Annotated in this window: 13 protein-coding genes; 4 read left to right on the top strand and 9 right to left on the bottom strand. The window is 74.1% G+C overall.

What is annotated here, in order from left to right:
* Window positions 1–109: 109 nt before the first annotated feature.
* From rarD to JZ5iCDA_RS08910, 3 genes are all read left to right on the top strand, one after another.
* Complete coding sequence (rarD, locus tag JZ5iCDA_RS08920; RefSeq protein WP_069386854.1) at window positions 110–970, top strand: EamA family transporter RarD; 861 nt, start codon at window positions 110–112, stop codon at window positions 968–970.
* A 188-nt stretch (window positions 971–1,158) separates the two neighbouring features.
* Entirely contained in the window at window positions 1,159–3,747 is a 2,589-nt protein-coding gene (locus JZ5iCDA_RS08915) for a metallophosphoesterase (RefSeq protein ID WP_069386852.1), read from the top strand.
* Between the two features lie 182 nt (window positions 3,748–3,929).
* Entirely contained in the window at window positions 3,930–4,424 is a 495-nt protein-coding gene (locus JZ5iCDA_RS08910) for a YajQ family cyclic di-GMP-binding protein (protein ID WP_069386851.1), read from the top strand.
* 64 nt (window positions 4,425–4,488) lie between these two features.
* On the opposite strand, the gene JZ5iCDA_RS08905 is transcribed toward JZ5iCDA_RS08910, so the two are convergent.
* Window positions 4,489–5,115, bottom strand: coding sequence for a PAS and ANTAR domain-containing protein (locus JZ5iCDA_RS08905; RefSeq protein ID WP_069386850.1), 627 nt, complete (start codon window positions 5,113–5,115; stop codon window positions 4,489–4,491).
* A gap of 171 nt (window positions 5,116–5,286) precedes the next feature.
* Between JZ5iCDA_RS08905 and JZ5iCDA_RS08900 the strand changes: the two genes are divergently transcribed.
* Window positions 5,287–6,258, top strand: a complete 972-nt coding sequence (locus JZ5iCDA_RS08900; RefSeq protein ID WP_069386849.1) for an HAD family hydrolase — start codon at window positions 5,287–5,289, stop codon at window positions 6,256–6,258.
* A 35-nt stretch (window positions 6,259–6,293) separates the two neighbouring features.
* Here the strand turns inward: JZ5iCDA_RS08900 and htpX are convergent, their stop codons facing one another.
* From htpX to JZ5iCDA_RS08860, 8 genes are all read right to left on the bottom strand, one after another.
* Window positions 6,294–7,181, bottom strand: coding sequence for a zinc metalloprotease HtpX (htpX, locus tag JZ5iCDA_RS08895; protein WP_069386848.1), 888 nt, complete (start codon window positions 7,179–7,181; stop codon window positions 6,294–6,296).
* A gap of 175 nt (window positions 7,182–7,356) precedes the next feature.
* Window positions 7,357–8,769 (bottom strand): FAD-dependent oxidoreductase, encoded by a 1,413-nt coding sequence (locus JZ5iCDA_RS08890; RefSeq protein ID WP_069386847.1) that lies wholly within the window; start codon window positions 8,767–8,769, stop codon window positions 7,357–7,359.
* A gap of 249 nt (window positions 8,770–9,018) precedes the next feature.
* The gene (locus tag JZ5iCDA_RS08885; protein ID WP_069386846.1) at window positions 9,019–9,492 is read right to left on the bottom strand and encodes an LpqN/LpqT family lipoprotein; all 474 of its coding nucleotides are present in this window, start codon (window positions 9,490–9,492) and stop codon (window positions 9,019–9,021) included.
* A gap of 109 nt (window positions 9,493–9,601) precedes the next feature.
* Window positions 9,602–9,862: a hypothetical protein gene (locus tag JZ5iCDA_RS08880; RefSeq protein ID WP_069386853.1), complete on the bottom strand. Its 261-nt coding sequence runs from the start codon at window positions 9,860–9,862 to the stop codon at window positions 9,602–9,604.
* Between the two features lie 146 nt (window positions 9,863–10,008).
* Complete coding sequence (locus JZ5iCDA_RS08875) at window positions 10,009–14,511, bottom strand: FtsK/SpoIIIE domain-containing protein (RefSeq protein ID WP_069386845.1); 4,503 nt, start codon at window positions 14,509–14,511, stop codon at window positions 10,009–10,011.
* A gap of 117 nt (window positions 14,512–14,628) precedes the next feature.
* Window positions 14,629–15,330, bottom strand: a complete 702-nt coding sequence (locus tag JZ5iCDA_RS08870) for a hypothetical protein (protein WP_069386844.1) — start codon at window positions 15,328–15,330, stop codon at window positions 14,629–14,631.
* Complete coding sequence (locus JZ5iCDA_RS08865; RefSeq protein WP_069386843.1) at window positions 15,327–17,066, bottom strand: serine/threonine-protein kinase; 1,740 nt, start codon at window positions 17,064–17,066, stop codon at window positions 15,327–15,329. The genes JZ5iCDA_RS08870 and JZ5iCDA_RS08865 overlap by 4 nt, the downstream gene beginning before the upstream one ends.
* The coding region (locus JZ5iCDA_RS08860) for an FHA domain-containing protein (RefSeq protein ID WP_139123037.1) at window positions 17,063–17,606 on the bottom strand (544 nt) is incomplete at its 5' end. The genes JZ5iCDA_RS08860 and JZ5iCDA_RS08865, both read right to left, overlap by 4 nt.

The raw sequence follows: 17,606 nt of genomic DNA, 5'->3' as shown, positions 1-17,606 counted from the left end.
CCCCGACGCCGCCCCCTCCGCCACTGCCGGGCGCCCCGCCGCGGCCGGCAGTCCCGACGACACGGGCGTCGACCGCCGCGGACTTCTCGCCGGCGCGAGCGCCTACGTCCTGTGGGGCGCGATGCCGCTCTACTTCCCGCTCCTCGAGCCCGCAGCGCCGCTCGAGATCATCGCCCACCGCATCGTGTGGAGCCTGGTCGTGTGCGTGCTCATGCTGCTCGTGGCGCGGCAGCTCGGCCGCTTCGTGCGCGTGCTCCGCAGCCCGCGCACGCTCGGGCTGCTCGCCGTCGCCGCGGTCCTCGTGGCGACCAACTGGACGATCTACGTCTACGGCGTGCTGTCCGGGCACGTGCTCGACGCCGCACTCGGGTACTTCGTGAACCCCCTCGTCACCGTGCTCCTCGCCGTCGTCGTGCTGCGCGAACGGCTGCGGCCGGCGCAGTGGGCGGCGCTCGGGCTCGGCGTGGTCGCCGTCGCCGTCATCACGGTGGGCGTCGGGCGGGTGCCGTGGATCGCGCTCGGGGTCGCCTTCAGCTTCGGGCTCTACGGCCTCGTGAAGAACCGCACGGGTCGCAGCGTCGAGGCCCTGCCCGGCCTCGCGGCCGAGACGGCGACGCTCGCCCCGCTCGCGCTCGGCTACCTCGTCTGGCTCGGCGCGACCGGCGCCGGCACGTTCACGACGACCGACCCGGCGCACGCGCTGCTGCTCGCCTCCTCGGGGCTCGTCACGGCCGTGCCGCTCCTGCTGTTCTCCTCGGCGGCACGCCGCATCCCGCTGTCGCTCGTCGGCATGCTGCAGTACCTCGCGCCCGTCCTCCAGCTCCTCTGCGGGATCCTCGTCTTCCACGAGCACATGCCGCCTGCGCGGTGGGCCGGCTTCGCCCTCGTCTGGGCCGCCCTGGCCGTCCTCAGCGCCGACGGGTTGCGGTCCGCCCGCGCCGCGCGCCTGGCGCGCGCCACGCCGCGCTGACCGCCCCGGTCGAATCGAGCGCCGACGTTCACGTCGGCGACGGCCCCCGTTCACGGCACGCCCCTAGCGTCGCAGTGCCGGCTGGAACGAACCTTCCCGGGCCGACCGGTGTCCTGACCTGACAGCGCTAGCGGCGGCCTGTGCGACGGCCGTCACGGCTAGCCCCACGGCTATCGAAAGGTCCTCCCGTGCCCCGAGGCTCCCGACGGCTCCGCGCCGCCGCCGCGCCCGCGACCGCCCTCGCCGTCCTCACGACGAGCGTCGGCCTCGCCGCCGCACCCGCCACCGCCACACCCACTGCCACCACCACGGCGGTTGCCGCCGAGGTCGCCGACGACCTCGGCTCGCGCTTCACGCTCGCCGTCCTGCCGGACACCCAGTTCTACTCTCGCTACGCGCAGTCCAACTTCGAGCCCGACTACGGCACGAACCCGTTCGCCGTGCAGACGGCGTGGCTGGCCGAGCACGCCGACGAGCTCAACATCCCGTTCGTCACGCACCTCGGCGACGTCGTGGACCGCGTCGGGGTCGAGAACGAGTGGACGACGGCGGACGCCGCCATGCGCACGCTCGAGGACGCCGCGCTCCCCTACTCCGTGCTCGCCGGCAACCACGACGTGCGCAACTCCGCGGACGACCACTTCGACACCGAGTACGACCTCGCGAACGAGCCGTACCTGAAGTGGTTCGGCCCGGAGCGCGCCGCGGCGCAGGTGACCGACGGCGGGACCGACCCGACCGGCATGAACCAGTACCAGGTGTTCGAGGCCGAGGGGCAGCAGTTCCTCGTGCTCGCCCTCTCGTGGCGCGCCTCCGACGCGACGCTCGCGTGGGCGCAGGGCGTCCTCGACGCGCACCCGACGCTGCCCGTGATCCTCACGTCGCACGACATCGTCAACGCCGACGTCGACGCCGACGGCCGCACCGGCGGCACGAGCGCGAACGGCCAGCGCCTGTGGGACGGGCTCATCGCGCAGAACGACCAGATCTTCCTCACGCTCAACGGGCACTACCACGGCGCCGCGGTGACGGAGCGCACCAACGACGCGGGCCACACCGTCACGCAGATCCTCATGGACTACCAGATGGCCTACGAGGGCGGGAACGGGTACCTCGGGCTGTTCGAGTTCGACCTGTCCAACGACGTCATCGACGTGGCGACGGTCTCTCCGTGGGTCGTCAGCAAGCCCACGGAGTCGCTCACGTCCTACGACGACCCGGTGCTCGAGGGCGACGCGCAGAGCTTCTCGATCGACATCGACTTCGCCGAGCGCTTCGGCGGCTTCAACCCGGAGTTCGGCCCGGGCGACGGGCAGCTGCCGTCCCTCGACGACCGGGCGGTCGAGCTGATCACCGACGGGTTCGAGGGCGTGCCCGGCTCCACGGACGTCGCGCCGGGGAGCGCCGAGGACTACGTCGAGGTCGACGGCACGCTCGCGCACTGGCGCACGACCGGCGAGACCGGGACGCTGACCGAGGGCGCGGTCGTCGAGGACGTCGCGGGCGACAGCGACCTGCACCGCGTCTCGATCGCCGAGTCCGGGTCCCCGACCGCGCAGGTCGAGGACGTCACCGTGGTCGACGAGTCGTACCCGTACTCGTCGTCCGGCCAGGCCGTGTGCTTCGCGGACTCCAGCCGCGTCACCGACCGCTACAGCTACCTCACCACGGACGCCGACGCCCCGGTCAACGACGCCGACCTGTCGAACGGCTACACGATCGAGACGTTCGTGCGGATGGATCCCGACTGGACCGCCGAGGCGAACCAGTGGAGCAAGGCGCTCGTGCGCACCGGCAACCGCTCGCGGATCCCCGGCATGCCGTGGAGCCGCTGGGACTACACCGCATCGCCCACGGCGCTGGGCATCTCCAACCTCCGCGAGTTCCAGTGGACCGAGGTCGGCCAGGACGCGACCAAGGGCGACAGGACGAACTGGTCCGGCGAGATCATGGTCGACACCTGGAGCCACGTCGCGATGGTCAACGACCCCGCGACCGCCGAGACCACGATGTACGTCAACGGCGCACCGGTGCTGCGCACCGCTCTGGACACCGTCGGGGCCTCCTTCAACCCGGGCATGCCGTGGATCATCGGCTCCGACTGGGTCGACGACGCCGCGACCAACGGCTGGCACGGCTGCGTCGGTGAGACGCGGATCGTCGACCGTCCGCTCGACCGCGACGAGTGGCTCACGGCCCGCCCGGACCTCGCCGGTCTCGCGGTGACCGAGGTGCCCGAGCAGCCCGTCCCCGCGGACGAGACCGAGGTCGCGATCGGCGGCGTCGGCACGCCGCGCGCAACGGTGACGGCCACGCCCGCCGGCGCCGAGGCGGTCACGACCACCGTCGCCGAGGACGGCACGTGGTCGCTCGCGGTCCCGGCGACCTCGATCGCCACGACCGGCACCGTGGTGTCCGTCGTGCAGGGCTTCGGCGACCGCGTCTCCGAAGCGGTCGAGGTGTCGCTCGCACGCGCGGCCGAGCCGGGCGACGAGCTCGAGCACACCGTCGAGGCGCAGGTGCGTCAGCTCGGGTCGCAGTCGTACCTCGCGGTGCGGGTGCGCAACGACGCCGACGTCGCGGTGGACGTCACCGTGGAGACGCAGTACGGCACCCGCTCGTTCGACGACGTCGCCCCGGGCGCGAACGCGTACCACGCGTTCGCGATGCGCGGCGGTGACGGCTCCGCCGGGACGGTCACCGTCTCGGTGACCGCGGCGGACGACGGCGCGACGGCCACCGGCCGGACCGTCCTCACCGGGGACGCGATCGGCTGACGTCATCCAGGCACGGACCGGGCCCCTGGCGAGCACCGCGCTCGTCCGGGGCCCGGTGACGTCCGGGCGGCAGGGTCGCCGGAGGACCGTCTCCGACGGTCGGGGTCCGCCGACTCGGCTACGGTGGTCTGCGCACGCAGCAGCACGCCGCACCCACGCCGCGCCGTCCCGAGGGAGATTCCATGGCCGACTCGTCGTTCGACATCGTGAGCAAGGTCGACCGTCAGGAGGTCGACAACGCGCTCAACCAGGCCGCCAAGGAGGTCTCGCAGCGCTACGACTTCCGCAACGTCGGCGCGTCGATCTCGTGGAGCGGCGAGAGCATCCTCATGGTCGCGAACTCCGCGGAGCGCGTGCTCGCGATCCTCGACGTCTTCGAGACCAAGCTCATCAAGCGCGGGATCTCGCTCAAGTCGCTCGACACCGGCGACAAGGAGCCCAAGGCGTCGGGCAAGGAGTACCGCCTCGCGGCGACCCTCAAGGAGGGGCTGTCGAGCGAGAACGCCAAGAAGATCACCAAGATCATCCGCGACGAGGGCCCCAAGGCCGTCAAGACGCAGATCACCGGCGACGAGGTCCGCGTGACGAGCAAGTCGCGCGACGACCTGCAGACCGTCATCGCGCTGCTCAAGGCCGCGGACCTGGACGTCGCGCTGCAGTTCACCAACTACCGCTGACGCCGGCGCCGGCGCCGGGCACCGACGGCACGGCGCCGGCAGGGTCGCGTCCGGCCCCGTGCCGTCACGCGAGCAGGGCGGCGACGCGGCCGATCGGGTCGGGACCGCCCGCGCACGCGACCCCGACCACCTCGCCGGCCAGGTCCCGCAGCCGCACGTTCCGCTCGTTCGACAGACGTCGGAGGAGCTCGAACGCGTCGTCCGGGCTCACGCCCCGCACCATCGCGACGACGCCCTTGGCCTGCTCGATGGGGCCGCGGGTCGCCCCCGCCGCGCGGATGTCCTCCTGGGCCCGCGCCTGCGCCTGCCGCGCCACGACGTCCGTGACGTCGACGAAGTAGCCGACGAGCTCGACGACCTGCCCGTCGCGCGGCCTGCGCCTGCCCTGACCGACGACGACGAGCGACCGCTCCCGGCCCCGGGCGTCCATGATGCGGTGCATGCTCGCGAACGGCTCCCCGGTCGTGCGCGCCGCCTCGAGCACGCTCTCGACCCGGTCCCGGTCGTCCGGGTGCTTGTGAGCCAGCACCAGCTCGGTCGTCGGCACGACGTCGCCGGGCCGGAACCCGTGCATGAGGAACGTCTCGTCCGACCACCACCACCGGCCGGTCCCGAGGTCGAGCCGGTACCGGCCGATGCGCTGGCGGGGCCCTCTCGCGAGCGCCTGCTCGATGGCCAGGGTGTCCGACATGCTCGTCTCCGCCTCGTCGCAGGCTGACGAGCCGGGCCCGACCCATCCTCTCGACCGTAGACCCGGCGTCGGCCGGGCGCACCCGCCACCGGCTCCGCCCGCCACCTGCCGACGAGCAGCGGCGACCAGCTGGCGACCGGCTGGCGACGAGCACCGTGCGAGAGTAGGGCTGTGCCGCGCCCCGCTCACCCGCCGCGCCCCGCTCGCGCGTCCAGCCCGCGCCGCGGCTCCCTGCCGCGGCTCGTCGCGACGGACCTCGACGGGACGCTGCTGCGCAGCGACGGCACCGTGTCGCCCCGCACGCGCGCGGCGCTCCTCGCCGCCGAGCGCGCGGGGGTCGAGATCGTGTTCGTGACGGCGCGCCCGCCCCGGTGGCTGGCGCCGCTGCGCGACGTCGTGGGCGGACACGGGCGCGTCATCTGCCTGGGCGGTGCGGCGGTGTGGGACCTCGCGACCGAGCGCGCGCTCGACGTCTGCGGGTTCCGCGACGACGCCGCGCTGGACCTCGTCGCCGACCTGCGCGCGGCCGTGCCCGACGTCGCGCTCGCGCTCGAGCGCGTCGAGGGGCCGACGTTCGACCCGGGCTTCCGCTCTCCCGCCGACGACGCGTCTGACCCGGCGGAGGCCGACGTCGTCCGGCCCGTGGAAGGCACGCTCGGAGCGTCGTCCACGGGACCGACGCCCGTGCCCGGGCCCGTGGGAAAAATCCTGGCGCGCCGGCGCGGCGCCGCGCCCGCGCCCGACGCGCCGGCGACCCGGCCGGTCGTCGTCGCACGGGAGGAGGACCCCGCGCAGGAGCGCTTCTTCGCCCGGGTGCGCGACGTCGTCGGCGACCGGGCGCACCTCGCCTACTCCGGCGCCGCCGGGTTGGCCGAGCTCCTGGCGCCGGAGGTGACGAAGGACGCGGCGCTGGCGCGCTGGTGCGCGCGGCTCGGCGTCGGGCCGCACGAGGTGTGGGCGTTCGGCGACATGCCGAACGACCTGCCGATGCTGCGCTGGGCCGGCCGGTCCTTCGCGGTCGCGAACGCGCACCCCGACGTGCTCGCCGCCGCGACGGACGCGACCGCGACGAACGACGCGGACGGCGTCGCGAAGGCCCTGCTCGGCGAGCTCGCGCGGCACGGCGTCGTCGCCGACGCCTGACGCCCGGACGGGCTCCGGACGCCCGCGCGTCGGGCTCAGTGGTACGTGATGCCGCCGTAGCCCGGCCCGTGGCCGGCCATCGCCTCGAGCCGCCGGATGCGGTCGGCCATGGGCGGGTGCGTGGCGAACATCTTGCCCACCCCCGCGCCGCGGAACGGGTTGGCGATCATGAGGTGCGAGACGTCCACGAGGTCGCGGTTCTGGGGCAGCGGTGCCCGCTTGGTGCCGGCGTCCAGCTTGCGCAGCGCCGACGCCAGGGCCAGCGGGTCACCGGTGAGCCGTGCGCCGTCCTCGTCCGCGTCGTACTCGCGCGTCCGCGAGATCGCCATCTGGATCAGCATCGCGGCGATCGGCGCGAGGAACATCATCGCGAGCGCCGCCAGCGGGTTGCCGCCCCGTTCGCGGTCCCCGCCGAAGAACAGCAGGAGCTGGGCCAGGGAGGTGATGACGCCGGCCATCGCACCGGCGACGGACGACGTGAGGATGTCGCGGTTGTACACGTGCATGAGCTCGTGCCCGAGCACGCCGCGCAGCTCGCGCTCGTCGAGGAGGCGCAGGATCCCTTCCGTGCAGCACACGGCGGCGTTCTTCGGGTTGCGGCCGGTGGCGAACGCGTTGGGGGCCTGCGTGGGCGAGACGTACAGCCGCGGCATGGGCTGGCGCGCCGCGGTCGAGAGCTCGCGCACGATCCGGTACATCGCCGGCTGCTCGAGCTCGCTCACGGGCCGGGCGTGCATCGCGCGGATCGCGATCTTGTCCGAGTTCCAGTACCCGTAGAACGTCGTGACGAGCCCGATGCCGACGAAGATCCACAGCGTGCCGGCGCGGGCCCCGAACAGCGCCCACAGGCCGAGGACGATGACCCACATGACGCCGAACAGCGCGGCGGTCTTGAGCCCGTTGAAGTGCTGACGTCGTCCCACGTGCGCTCCTTTCCACGCTCGGGGCGGCCCGCCGTGCGCCGGGCCGCCCGCGGACGCCGGCCGCGCCGTCGTCCACCACCTGAACGTGCGAGCACGTCAGGGCGTTCCCGGGGACGACGACGGCGCCCCGCCCGGGTGGGCGGGGCGCCGTCGAGGCTGGCGTCCCGGGGCGCGGTCAGCCGACCTGCGACTCCCCGCGAGCCACGCGGATCATCTCCTCGCGCGGGACCACCTTGATGCGCTCGCGACCGTGCGGCTCGCCGAGGCCGCGCTCGAACGCGTCGAGGAGCTCCCAGCCGGACCACTCGACGTAGTTCACGCCGCGCTCGGCGAGGAACTCGACGATCGCGTCGGGCGACCCGAGCGGGGCCACGCGGCCGCCCTCGAGGTCGGCCGCTGCGACGTCACCGCCGTCACCGGCGCCCGTGACGTCCTCGACGAGGTGGCGGATCGTCTCCGACGCGTCGGACTTCGTGTGGCCGATGAGGCCGACCGGGCCGCGCTTGATCCAGCCGGTCGCGTAGACGCCGGGGAGGTGCTCGCCGTCGATGTCGACGACGCGTCCCTCGCGGTTCGGGATGACGCCCTTGAGCTCGTCGAACGGGATCTCGGGCAGCGGCGAGCCGAAGTAGCCGACGGCGCGGTACACCGCCTGGACGGGCCACTCGTGGAACTCGCCGGTGCCCGACACGGTGCCGTCGCCGTTGAGGCGCGTGCGCTCCGTGCGCAGGCCCTCGACCTTGCCGTCGCCGAGGACCGCGGCCGGCGCGTGGAGGAAGTGCAGGTGCAGGCGGCGCGAGGCCTTGAGCTCGGACGGGTCCTTGAGCGCCCAGTCGGTGAGCGTCTTGACGACCTGCTTCGTCTGGTTGGACGCGCTGATCGCGGCCGTCGAGCCCTCGTCGAACTCGAAGTCCTCGGGGTACACGACGACGTCGACGTCCGGCACGTGGCCGAGCTCGCGCAGCTCGAGCGGCGAGAACTTCGCCTGCGCCGGGCCACGGCGCGCGAACACGTGGACGTCGGTGACGAGCGAGGCCTTGAGACCCTCGTAGACGTTCTGCGGGATCTCGGTGGGCAGCAGGTCGTCGGCGTGCTTGGCGAGGATGCGCGCGACGTCGAGGGCGACGTTGCCGGCGCCAAGCACGGCGACCTGCTGCGCGTCGAGCGGCCAGGTGCGCGGCACGTCGGGGTGACCGTCGTACCAGGACACGAAGTCCGCCGCGCCGAACGAGCCCGGCAGGTCGATGCCCTCGATGGGCAGCGCCGCGTCGCGGATCGACCCCGTCGAGAAGATGACCGCGTCGTAGTACTGGCGCAGGTCGTCGAGCTTGAGGTCGACCCCGTAGTCCACGTTCGCGAGGAGGCGGATGTCCCCGCGGCTGAGCACCTTGTGCAGCGCCACGATGATCTGCTTGATGCGCGGGTGGTCGGGCGCGACGCCGTAGCGCACGAGGCCGAACGGCGCGGGCAGACGCTCGAAGAGGTCGATGCTCACGTCGAGATCGGTCTTGGACAGGATGTCCGCGGCGTAGATCCCGGCGGGACCCGCGCCGACGATCGCGACGCGCAGGGGACGGATGCTGCTCACAGGACAGGACGCCTTCCGGTCGAGGACGGGAGTCAGGTTCGCGCGACACGTGCAGGGCGGTCGCAGCGCGGCGGCCGGTGGTCGTGGCCGCGGATGACCTTCTCGATTGTACGACCGGGTGAGGGTAGCCTCACCCAGCCCTCTCCCGACTCTCCTACTGTGCCAGCCCTCCCGCGACCCGGACACCCCGTCTTGTGATCCGGGCGAATGTAAACGGTGACGGCGGCGGGGAGGTCTCGGGCGCCGGCCTCAGCGGTCCAGCCGCAGGCTCTCCTGGACGGCACGGATCTCCTCGCCCGCCCACGGCTGCTGCACCACGGTGCACGTGCCGGTCGTCTGCACGAGGTCGGCGACCGGGCCGCGCGGGACGATCACGGTGCGCACCGACTGCACGAGCACCGCGCCCGCACCGCCCTTGAACGAGGCCTCCACCCAGCGACCCGGCAGCCCGTCGACGTCGACCTCGCCCCCGTCGAGCTCGCGCATCTTCGGCATCGGCCGCAGCTTGCGCAGCACCTCGGCGTGCGCGTCCTCGAGCGAGACCTCGGCGCGCACGCGCGAGACGACGACGATGACGTTCGGGTTGAACTCCCCCTCGGGCACCTCGCGGCCGAGGGCGAGCGGGAGCGCGACGTGCGGGAGCGGGACCCAGCGCTCGGGCGCGGTCAGGCTCACGCCGACCGGGGCCGGGAAGTCGTCGCTCGGGTAGCGCAGGTCGGTCATGCGATCAGCAGCCCTTCGTCGTCGGCAGTCCGCGCGCCAGTCTCCCAGACGGCACGACGAAGGGCGCGGGACCTGTGCGGTCCCGCGCCCTGCGTCGTGCTGCGGCGGATCAGGCGTTCGACGCCTGCTCCTGCTGCTGCGCGTTCTGCTGGGCCTTCTGGCCCGCGTCCGTCAGCGTCTGCGCGACGTTGTTGAGCTGCGTCTGCGCGGCGGGCCAGTCGTTGCCCTTGAACTGCTGCGCGTCGGGGCCCTCCCAGGCCACACCCTGGATCTGGCTGTTGAGGTTCTGCATCGTCGTGCGGATCTCGTCCGCCTTCTGCTGCAGCGTCTGCCCGAGCCCGCGCAGCTCCTCGACGTTAGCGCCCCACATGCCACCGGCCATGGTGATTCCCTCCTGTCGTGGCACCCACCCTCGTGGGCGCCGTGTGCGTTCCCGATGGCAGTACTCAACCATCGGTCCTGGCCGGCGGTCGATGGGGAGGTGTCCCCATCGCTGCCACCGGCCTCCCCGCGCCGCTACCCGGGCAGCGCGACGTGCATCTTCCGCGCGCGCCCAGACACGACGAGGAAGCCTCGCCCGGGCGGGAAGTCGGCGCGGCGGATCCTGCCCAGTCCGGTGCCGAGCAGGTTGTCGCCGTCCAGGTCTCCCGGGGTGAGCAGGAGCCCGGTCCGGCCCGCCTTGAACGGCTGCGCGAGCGCCCACGCCTGCCCCCACGTCGACGACTCCGCCTCGCCGACGACGAGCTGCTCGGCGCGCACCGCTGCGCGCACGAACGCGGCCAGCGGCTGCTCCGCCGGGGTCCCGGTGAACTCGGTGACGGACTCGGCGAGGACCGTGAGCCCGCCGGGGCGCAGCGACCCGGCGTCCAGCGCGGCCGTGAGGCTGCCGAGCAGCGTCACGACGTCCTCGGGCGACGTCGCGCTCGTGTCCCACACGTCGAGCCCGGAGATGCTCGTGCGCCGCGGCGACAGGTAGACCACGCGCCCGGCCCGCGCGCGCCGCACCGCCTGCGCGATGGTGACGAGCGCCGTCGTGCGGCCGCCTCCGGGCGGGCCGGCGAGCAGGAAGGTGCCCCGCGCCGGGAGCCCGACGGGCGCGATGTCGAGGTCGTCGAGGCCGATCGTCGGGCGGTCGCCGGCGAGGACCGGCAGCGCGTCGAGCGTGAAGGTGTCGGGCAGGCGGTCGATCCCGGGCGCCTCGGGGATCCCCTGGCGCACCATCGCGTCGCGCAGGCGAGTCAGCTCGCGCGCCTGCAGCGCGACGTTGGCGTCCCCGCCCAGCACCGCGACCTGGACCTCGTTCTCGTCGATGACACCGCGGCCCGGCGGCGACGTGAGCGACAGGACGTCGCGCGGGACGCCGAGCGTGAGGTAGTCGTCCTCGTTCGCGAGGCGCAGCACGAGCCGCTTCTGGATGGTCGAGCCGAGCGACGTCGGGACGGAGGCCGCGCGGTCACCGGCGACGACGACGTGCACGCCCACCTGACGGCCGTCGGTCGCGACCGCCGTGAACGCGCCCCACACGGGGAACTGGTGGGCGGCCCGGAACTCGTACGCCTCGCGGAAGGCCCCGATGCCGTCGACGAGCAGCAGGATGCGCGGCTCGTCCGGCGCGCCGGCGAGGCGCCGGTACTCGGAGATGTCGCCGGCCCGGACCGCGGCGTACCGCGCGGACCGCTCGTCGACGAGGTCGCGCAGCATCCGCAGCACGCGCTGCACGCGCTCCTCGTCGTCGGCGGAGATCACCGCGCCGACGTGGGGCAGGTCCTCGAGCATGCGCAGGCCGCTCGCGCCGGCGTCGATCGCGTACACCTGCACGGGACCGCCGCGCGCCGTGATCGCCGCGGAGACGGCGATCGAGCGCAGGGTCGCGCTCTTGCCCGCGCCACCGGTGCCGAAGACCGCGAGGTTGCCGTCGCGGTCCGGCTCGTAGAACACCGTCGGCTGGCTCTGCGTCGTCGGGTCGTCCTCGACGCCGAGCAGGAGCATCGTGTCCGTGCGCGGGTTGGGCAGCCGCGCGAGGTCGTACGTCGGGGCGAGCTCGGGGAGCCACGGCTTGCGCGGCGCCGGCACGGCGGCCTCCGTCGCGGCCCGCGAGATGGTCCCGACGATGCGGGAGATGTCGTTCGGGCCCGGGTCGGCGTTCTCCTCCACCGCCGGCTCGGGCAGCTCCCAGCGCACGCCCGTGCCGAAGGACATCTCCTGCACGTCGATGCGCGCACGCTCCGGGCGCGCCGACGTCCACCCGCCCGCGTAGCCGGTCTGGAACGGCGTGATGCGCCCCGGGCCGGTCTTCACCGCGCCGCGGCCCGGGATCGACGGGTCGAAGTGCGCCGCCATGGGGATGCCGAGGATGTCGGTCGAGTCGTCCTCGTCGGCCATGCGCAGCGCGACGCGCAGGTTCGTGTTCGCGCGCAGGTTGTCGCGGATGACGCCGGCCGGGCGCTGCGTCGCGAGGATGAGGTGCAGGCCCAGCGAGCGCCCGCGCTGGGCGACGTCCACGACGCCGTCGACGAACTCCGGCACCTCGTTGACGAGCGCGGCGAACTCGTCGACGACGATGAGCAGGCTCGGCGGCGCGTCCGGGTCGCCCGTGCGCTCGAGCGACGCGAGGTCCTTGGCCTTCTTCCGGTTGAGCAGGTGCTCGCGGTAGCGCAGCTCGGCCCGCAGCGACGTCAGCGCGCGGCGCACGAGGTGCGGCGAGAGGTCCGTGACGAGGCCGACCGTGTGCGGGAGGTTCACGCAGTCGGCGAACGCGGCGCCGCCCTTGTAGTCGACGAACAGGAACGTCACGCGGTCGGGGCTGTGCGCCGCGGCCATGCCGAGCACCCAGGACTGGAGGAACTCCGACTTGCCGGCGCCCGTCGTCCCGCCGACGAGCGCGTGCGGGCCCTGGGTCTTCAGGTCGAGGTAGAGCGGTTCGGTGCCGGAGTGCCCGACGAGCGCGCGCAGCGTGCTCGGGCGCTTGCGGCGCACGGGCGGCGACCCGTCGCGGGGCGTGAGCGAGCCGTTCTCGCGCCACGCGTCGACGAGCGTGCCCGGGTCGTCGGCGAGCGACGTCCCGGCGAGCGTCAGGTAGGAGACCGACCGCGGGAGGTCGGAGTCGTCGTCCACCGGCGCGCCGACGTCCACGACCGGCGCGAGGATGCGCGCGACCTCGTGCGCGGTCGCGAGGTCGACCGTCTCGCACGTCACCGGGAAGGACAGGCGGCCCACCCGCACCTCGCCCGCAGTGGCCCCCGAGGCGGCGCCCGGTTGCCCCGGACCGGCGGTGCCGTCGGTGCCCGACTGGTCGACGAGCACGAACGTGCGGCACGCGGCCGGGAGCTGCTCGACCGTCGGGGCGACCCACACGACGTGCACGCCCGCGTCCGCGCCGCGCTCGACCAGGCGCGTGAGCCGCGAGCGGTCGACGGGCGCGTCGTCCTCGACGAGCACGACGACGGTGGGCAGCACCGGCGCGGGCGTGTCCTCGGGGTTCTCGGGGTCGATCGGGCCGCGCAGCTCGGCGTGGTGGTCGAGGTCGGCGCCGCGGGCCTCGACGAGGTCCTCGAGCCGCGAGAGCAGCGCGAGCGCCGCGCCCGGGTTGTCGGCGAGGTGGTCGCCGCCGAGCGGGCTGTGCGGCGAGCCGGTGTGCGGCAGCCACTCGAGCCATTCCCAGTCCGCGCGCGAGCGCTGCGACGTGATCGCGGCCAGCACGAGCTCCGACGGCGAGTGCAGCCCCGCGAGCTGGACGAGGACCGCGCGCCCGACGGCGTCCACGGTCGCGCCCGCCCCGGCGATGCCCAGCGCGCCGTCGACGCGCAGGCGGCCGACGACCGGCACGCCGTCGATCGTCGCGCACTCCGCGTGGAGCTTCTCGAGCTCGGCCCAGAACTCCGGGAGCGTGTTGTTCTCGTTCTGCTGCTCGACCTGCGTGCGCGACGGCGCGGTCCCGAGCCCGATCCGGACCGTGAGGAACGCCTCGTGCTCCGGCCGGTGCGTCCACAGCAGTCCGCCGAGCCGGCGCACGGCGTCGACCGTGTCCGCGACGGACGGCGCCTCCGTGAGCCGCACCGCGCGCTCGACGGCGTGGGTGCGCGCGATCGTCTCGCGCATCGCGGCGACGGACGCGCGGAACTGCTCGGCCTGCGCCTTGAACCTGCGCCTGCCCTGGATCTTCGCGTCGAGGTACGCGCCGAGCATGAGGATCGGGCTGAGCCCGATGAAGACGATCGACAGGACGTTGCGCGTGACGGAGTAGAGGATCACGCCCATGACGAGAGGCGCGACCATCGCGAGGTAGGGGAAGCGCGCGGGCTCCTGCGGCTGCGGCGGCCGGGGTGCGCGCAGCTTGCGCTCGCCGAACCGCGCGACGACGCGCGGCGAGCGGTTGAACTCGACGACGGGCGTGGTCGGGGCGAGGCTCGTCGACCGGTGCAGCGCCACGACCGACACCACGGAGCTGCCGATGGTGACGGTGTCGGCGGACGTGAGCGTCGAGCGGGTCATGCGCTGCCCGCCCATGACGAGCCCGTTGGCCGAGTTCGTGTCCGTGATCTCGATCGACTCGCCGACCGTGATGCGGGCGTGCCGCTTGGACACCTGCGGGTCGCTCAGCCGGATGTCCATCGTGCGGTCGCGGCCGAGGTAGCTCGTGCCGACGGGCAGCGGGAACTCGCGCCCGGCGTCGGGGCCCTCGAGCACGCGGAGCACGGCCACGGCCGCGCCGCGGTCCTGCCCCGGCGCGTCGAACTGCTCGGACACGCGCACGATCGACACCGTCGACCCGGAGCGCAGCCCGGCCTCGACGAGGTCGCTCGTCGGCGACAGCACCCGTCCCTGGTCCGTCGCTCCCCCGCCGGTCGGGCCGCTCGCGACCTGCAGCGTGAGCCGCTCCGGGACGGCCGACCCCGCCCGGGCCGGGTCACCCGCGAAGAGCGCCTCCGCGACGTCGCGCACGGTCGCCGTCGCGTCCGCGGTGACCGCGACGTTGGTCGTGGTCGCGTCCGGGCGGTGCAGCGTGAGCTTGATGCGCACAGGGAGGTCCTTCGGTCGTGCGGGGTCGGCGGGTGGGTCGTGGGGCGCCGCGCGGGGCCGTGCGCACGCCGCGGGGGCGCCCCGTCAGGGTCGCCCCGGCCGCGCGGCGTGCGCCGGTCAGCCGTCGTCGGTCACGTCGAGCAGGGGCAGGTCGGCGGCGGTGACGAGGCGCGACGCGACCGCGTACTCGACGAGCCGCGCGCGCCGGTTCGTGGCGAGCGCGCCCGGGCCACCGCGCAGCCCCTTGACGCCGATCCGGTCGAGCTTGTCGCACACGTTGTCGAGCTTGCGGTTGAAGCGCGTCGTCGCCCAGCCGAGACGAGCGGCCGCGGCGGCGGACGACGGGATCTCCGACAGCCCGGTGCCGTCGCGCCGCAGCATCGGCTCGGCGAGCGCGACGATGAGCTGCTTCTGGCTCGTCGTGAACGTGATCATGCCGATCGTGGTCGCGCCGCCGTCGTCGGGGTCCTCGGAGCGGATCTCCTGGTAGGGCGCGCCGCGGAGCTGGGCCGTGATCTCGTAGGTCGTCGGTCCGGCGGTGAAGACGATCGACGTCGTGGGGAACACGAGCGGGAGCCGGTTGCCCGGGGACAGCCACGACTGCACGCCGCCGCCCGCGTCGCAGACCGTCGCCGAGATGAGCGAGCCCACGTTCGCGAGCCACCAGATGTCGGTCTCGCGCGCGACGCGCAGGAAGCGGCGGTGCAGGTAGGGGTTGTCCTCGATGGCGAGGTCGCCGTCGCGGCCGATGTCGAACGGCTCGCCGTCCGGCGACGGGCGGAACCACTCGCCGCAGAACTCGATCGCCAGCTCGCTCATCCCTGCTCCACCTCCGGCACGCACGCCGTCTGGGGGTTCGCCGAGAAGCGCCCGCCCCGGATGACGACGACCTCGACGCACACCTGCTCCCCCGGCTCCGCCGGGACCGCGACCGACCGCTCGGTGACCTCCTGGATGCCGGAGTCCGCGACGATGTCGAGCTTCTTCCAGCCGAACGTGTCGCCCTCCTGCGCGTCCGCGCTGTCGTACCCCCAGGTGAACACGACCGCGCCCCGGGCCTCGTCGTACGTGCCCGACAGGTCGTTCACCGGCGGGACGAGCGCCCCGAGGTTGTCCGACGGCGTGAAGGTCCGGTCGCTCGTCGGCGTCGGGGCCGCCTCCTCGCCTGCGCCGCGGTCGCGCGTGAGCGCGAAGATCCCGACGGCCGCGAGGACGAGCACGAGCACGCCCGCGAGCAGGCCCCACAGGGGGCCGCGGCGGGCCACGGGCTCGTCCTGCGCGTCCTCCCCCGCGGCAGGGGCCGCGGTGCGGTGCACCGTGTCCTCGACGGGCGCCGAGCCCCACGCGGCGGGACGCGCGGAGGCACCCGGGTACATCCGCGACGGGTCGGTCAGCTCGGCGACGGCCCCGTGGTCCTGCCCGACGGGCGCGGTCGGGCGGGTGCCGGACGTGCCCGTCGCCGCCGTGCCTGCCCAGGCGGCGCCGGCGAGCGGGACCGCCCCCGGCCCGGTGGGTGCCGGCCCGGTGACGGGAGCGTGGGCGGAGGTGTCGCCCGAGGACGTCGCGCCCGCCGGGTGCCAGGTCGCCGGCGACGGCGCCGAGAACCCGCCCGGGTCGATCGACACGACCTGGCGCAGGCGCGTGCCGCCGTCGTCGTCCGGCTCCTCCTCGTGGACGTGGCCCGAGTCGTCGAGCAGGTCGATCGGCGTGACCGCGAGCGACAGCTCGTTCTGCACCTGCTGCAGGGCCCGCGCGAACGCGAGCACGGTCGGGTACCGCGACGCCGGGTTCTTCGCCATGGCCGTCGCGAGCACGCGCTCGAGCGACGCGGGGACGTCGGAGCGCCCCGTGGGCGGCAGCGGCGACGACTCGATGCGCGAGATGAGGTTCGCGCTCGAGTTCGACCCGCCCGGCACCTCGAACGGGGAGCGCCCGGCCAGGAGCGTGTACGTCGTCGCGGCGAGCGCCCACACGTCGGTCGCGATGCCGCTGCGCGGCGGCTCGGCGAACGACTCGGGCGGCGACCACGGGATCGACATGCCCTCGGCCCGTGCCGCGTCGTCGACCGTCGACGAGATGCCGAAGTCGGTCAGCGCCGGGTGCCCGTACTCGGTGACGAGGATGTTCGCCGGCTTGATGTCGCGGTGCAGGATCCCGGCCCGGTGGGCCGTCTCGACCGCGCCCGCGACCTGGACCGCGGTGCGCAGCGCCTCGGGGACGGACAGGCGCTCCGACCGGTAGCGCGCGCCGAGGTTCGGGCGCGAGCAGTACTCCATGGCGAGGTACGGGCGGCCGTCGTCGGCGACGTCGGCCTCGTACATCGTGACGATGGACGGGTGCGTCGACAGCGTCGCCATGAGGTCGGCCTCGGCGTCGAACGCGGCGCGCTGCGACGGGCTCGACCACTCGTGGAGGAGGACCTTGACGGCGACCCGGCGGCGGGGGCGCTGCTGCTGGTAGAGGAAGACGTCGGAGAAGCCGCCCGAGCCGATGAGCGAGACGTACTCGAAGCCCTGGATCTCCGGGGGCGGGGAGGGTGCGCGCTTCGTGCTCACCGGATTCCCTCGAACGTCAGGGTCACGCCGTCGCCGAGGTCGGCGACGTCCCCGTCGACGACGAGCACCGGCTCCGACGGGTGCAGGCGCCGCGGCGGGTGGCCGGCGCGCAGGAGCGTCGTGCCGTTCGTCGTGGCCATGTCGCTGACGAGGACGTGCCAGCCCTCGAGCGTGATCTCGACGTGTGAGCGCGAGATGTCCTGCTGCGGGCTCGGCACGGTGACGAGCCGCGGGAGGTCGGCCGCCTGGGCGCGCGGGGTGCGCGGGCGGCGCCCGACGACGACCCCGCGGTCGAGCTCGACCGTCTGCCCGGTGGAGATCCGCACGCGCCCGAGCGCGGGCCGCACGGCGAGCGCGGCGTCGCCCTCGAGGGGCGCGTCGCACAGGGCGCACGTCTCGCGCGACGGCGGGTTCGCGTGCCCCTGGGCGCACGTGCGCGCGAGGATCTGGTGCTGACCGGGGGCCGGCGGGGCGGTGAAGGCGGGGACGGCCTGCGCCTCGGGTGCGGGCGGGCCCGGCACCGCGGCCTGCTCGGCGGCC

It is taken from the genome of Cellulosimicrobium cellulans, assembly GCF_001722485.1.
In the GTDB taxonomy this organism is placed as follows: Bacteria; Actinomycetota; Actinomycetes; order Actinomycetales; family Cellulomonadaceae; genus Cellulosimicrobium; species Cellulosimicrobium cellulans_A.
This window is presented reverse-complemented; position numbering and strand designations above follow the sequence as displayed.

Bases quoted from the DNA above. Each gene is read 5' to 3' on its own strand.
- JZ5iCDA_RS08910 (WP_069386851.1), top strand. From the start codon at position 3,930: ATGGCCGACTCGTCGTTCGACATCGTGAGCAAGGTCGACCGTCAGGAG.
- JZ5iCDA_RS08905 (WP_069386850.1), bottom strand. From the start codon at position 5,115: ATGTCGGACACCCTGGCCATCGAGCAGGCGCTCGCGAGAGGGCCCCGC.
- JZ5iCDA_RS08885 (WP_069386846.1), bottom strand. From the start codon at position 9,492: ATGACCGACCTGCGCTACCCGAGCGACGACTTCCCGGCCCCGGTCGGC.
- JZ5iCDA_RS08880 (WP_069386853.1), bottom strand. From the start codon at position 9,862: ATGTGGGGCGCTAACGTCGAGGAGCTGCGCGGGCTCGGGCAGACGCTG.
- JZ5iCDA_RS08870 (WP_069386844.1), bottom strand. From the start codon at position 15,330: ATGAGCGAGCTGGCGATCGAGTTCTGCGGCGAGTGGTTCCGCCCGTCG.